Source organism: Helicobacter sp. WB40, assembly GCF_027859275.1.
In the GTDB taxonomy this organism is placed as follows: Bacteria; Campylobacterota; Campylobacteria; order Campylobacterales; family Helicobacteraceae; genus Helicobacter_D; species Helicobacter_D ibis.
Window position 1 is genome coordinate 1 of sequence record NZ_JAQHXS010000018.1, and the last position, 3916, is coordinate 3916.

A 3916-nucleotide genomic window follows, 5' to 3' on the forward strand; every position below is an offset into this window, starting at 1 on the left:
CTTTTTAACTACCGAGAATTATTCGGCAGTTCAAATTTTAAGAGAGGATGGATTTTTTAAAGATTTAAAAAAAGAGATTTTAAAAAACGACGAGATCGTTAAAGAGTTTAATATATATGCTAAAAAGCTTGAAAAAGAAGGAGATAAACAAGATGTAGAAGTTATGCAAATAACCGCACAAGACTACAAAGAAAAAGCACAAAAACTAAGAGAAGAATTAGCTACTTATCAAGTGCTTAGAGAATATAAGCCTTTAGCAGAGTTTGGCACAAACTATATAGAATTTATAGGAGATGGTAAAGGAGCAATAGAAAAATTGCTTATAGAATCTAAAGACTTTTTAGAGAGAAAAGAAGCAGGACTACTAAGCAGAAATGAGATAAAACAAGGTAAATATAAAGGTCAAGTAGCAAGTGCATTTTATAAAAAAGGCTTAGGGGATATTGATGTAGTTTGGGGAGATTCTAAAATGGGATTGCAACATATTTTAGAGAGAAGAACAGATGAATTTATAAAGCAAGGATTCTCTAAAGAAGAGGCAGAGAAAAAGGCAGAAGAGTTTGTAAAAGAGATACCACAAATTATAGAAAAAGGGGAGGTAGAAAAAGGTAAAAATAGAGCTTTTATTGACACGCATGACAATAGAGTTTTAATAGCCCTTGATTATAATGGGGAAGATAGAAAGTGGATTGTAACTGCATATAGGTTTGATACCGCCCCTAGTCCAGCCGATCCGCACCAAACCAAGCATAATATTAGCACTTCAAGCGTGAGTCGTGCTAATGGCGATAATGGAAATTATAGCACGAAAGAACTAAAATCAGCACAAAAACCACAAACAATAAGCATAAACACTAATGAAACTAAAATAAAAAACTTAGAATCTAAACAGGCACAATTTAAAAGCCCTAAAGCAAAAGAGGGAATACAAAAATTTATAGATAAAGTAAAAAGAAAAGATAATGTAGGAATAGATAAGTCTCCTCATTCTGATTCTCTACCAAGTAATGAGATTACTAAGAGTGATGGGACTAATCTACACCCTAACGACTTAGCCAATTATAACACAAGCAAAACAAAAAGCAAAAACAATACAACAAATACTAAAACAAATTTGCAAGAGAACAAAGAGAACTTAAAAGCAAGATTAGAAAATGCAACCCAAAAAACCAGCCTAGATATTACAACCCTTAATGAAAGTTTGCAAAAAGCTTACAAGGAATTTAAAGAAACTAACAAAGACCCTTATAATGATGTATTGTTTGATAAAGTCTTACAAGTAGCAAATACTTTAGGTGTTAGATATTGGAAGCAAATAAATCCAACTAAAAAGGCAGGAAGTTATACCTACTTCCTCAATCGTGCAATGATTGATAAGAAACTTAATATCTATAATCCAAAAGAAATACCAAATGTAATATTGCATGAGTTAATCCACTCTGTAAGTTCAAGGGCAATACATGCGTATGAAAGTGGCTCAAAACACTTATTGACTAAACCACAAATACAAGCCATAGAAGAACTAAAAAATATCTATAAAACTATAACAGAAAAACACCCCAAAAAGATATTTAAAGATTATAGTGAAGATATGTTTGAAAATGCCACAAAAAATAAAGAAGAGGGGCGATTGTATGGGCTTTACAATGCACAAGAATTTCTAGCAGAATTATCAAGTAAAGATTTTAGAAACTTTTTAAAAGAGCAAAACCTCTTTAGTAAGATAATTAATGCACTTGCTAGAATCTTTTCTTACACTAAAGAGGCATTAGGATTAAGCAAACAAGAAGCAAAAGACGCCTTAGAAGAAACAGAAGACATATTGCATAAAATTATGGATAATTATAATAGCGACTTTACTGCCAAATATGAGGAGATTTACAATCAAGCAAATATCCTAGATGTAGAAAATACAAAAGCCTTACAAGACTTCTTAAAAGAGAACAAAAAGGAATACAACCAATACCTAAAAGATAACATAATGGGTAAAAAGTATTTACAACAAAAACTCTCTATGAATGATTTATATACTCACAAAAAAATATATGAGTTAAACAAAAAGTGGTTTTTTGAAAGAGATGGGATAAAAAGCCAAGAAGAGTATTTTTTAAAGGAATTAAAAGAGGCAAATATACCACTAGAAGCAAAGGACACACCAATAGGCAAGGAATTTTTTAAGATTATAGAAACTCCAAAAATATCCTATACAATAGCCTCAAAAGATAACCAAGATTTAATTATTTTGGAAGGCTTAGCACCTATTATAAGAAGTCAAGTAGTCTATGACATCGACGAAGTTACAAAAGATATAATTATGAGTAATTTAGAAAAAATCGCAAAGAGTGAAAACCTACATTATAGAGGAAGGAAAACAAATGCATTTTTTGCTAATAAGTGGAGTGAGCTATTTTTGGAGAATCTCACAAGAGGAGATAATGCAAAAGCTTTAGAAAATGCGTTTTTAAATAATGATAAAATAAATGAGAACGCTTTAAAAGCACAAGCGGTTAAGCTACCAAAGGAATTAAAAGAAATAGAATTTATAAGAAGTGCAAAAAAAGATAACAAAGGTTATTTTGTAGATACGCCAATAGGCAGGGTTGATTTTAAAAATATTCTAAAAACCTATAGACATCTTTACGAAAATACTTATATGCAAGATAGAAGGGAACTAAGTGGTGCTTTTATGGAAACGCTTAAGAACCCACTTTTTGTAGTGAGGCAAAAATATCCGCTAAATTCCATAGCCTTAACCCAAGCTAAGCACTCACAAATAACGCCTAGCCCTTCCTCGCATAAAAAGAACACCAAATCTTTAAATGGAGAAGTTAAAACCAAAGATATTATACAAGATTCCTATGTGTTTTACAAACCTTTTGTAAATAAAAATGGTCTTGTGTCTTTAGCTAGTTTTGCAATTTCTCAAAATGGAGAGCTTTTACATAAAACTTTTTATGATATTAAAACTCTATCAAAGCTAAAGAGGCTCATAAAGGGAAATGATGAGGATTTGTTGTATTTTAAGAATGAGAAAGAGAATAAAGGCGTGGATTTAAAGCAAAGCAAGGAGTTAGAGGAAGCGTTTTTGGATTCTAGTGGGAGAGTGGATTTAAGTAAATTCCAAGCACAAAAGTTGCCAAAGGCGAATTTTAAAAATATTAAGCAATTCCAAGATTTATTTTTAAATAAAGAAGGAAAGTATGGAGTTTTAAAAACTCCATACAAGGATATAAAAATAAATATCCCTTATGCTTATAAACATTTTTATAAAAATACAAACAATGTAAATAGAAATTTTATGAAAGGAACTTTTTTTGATGTATTGCAACAACCAATGATAATAGCAGAAAAAGAAAACGACATTGGAGCGAGTGTTTATTTTTATAAGATTTATGAATATCAAAATAATAAGATAGGAATTTTTGGAATAGGAGTTAATGAAAATGGAGAAATAAATTATAAAACTCTTTATGCAGATAAAAAGAAAAATAGAATTAAAGAGATTATTAAACTAGATGAGAACTCTATCAAATATATGGATAAAAAGCTACTAGCTAATGCCAACTATGACACACACTAAAACTATTTGCCAACCACAAGCCCATTACATAGTATTTGGTTATGCTTGTTGGCGAGGTAGCTTGGAGCATTATAACATAAAAACTTAAAGGAATAAAAATGGAAGATGAGAGTGATTTGCCTCCACTAAGTTTAGGGGAAAAAATATTTGGTGCAATTTGCTGGATTTTAATAGCTATTTTAATTATTATAAGTTTATAAGTGGTGGAACTACAATAAATTTTTATTTTTATAAATTTTAAGCAAAAAGTTACTGATTGTAAATTAGAATCATACTAAGGTTATAAGGAGTTTTCAAATGAGTTTTAAAAAGGCAATATTATCTGTTTCTGTCTTT

The 3916-nt window shown here is 30.2% G+C and carries 1 protein-coding gene; it reads left to right on the plus strand.

Annotated elements, in window-relative coordinates; translation table 11 throughout:
- A partial coding sequence (locus PF022_RS08705; protein WP_271023562.1) for a hypothetical protein occupies positions 1-3580 on the plus strand: 3580 nt, incomplete at its 5' end.
- Between the last annotated feature and the right edge of the window lie 336 nt (positions 3581-3916).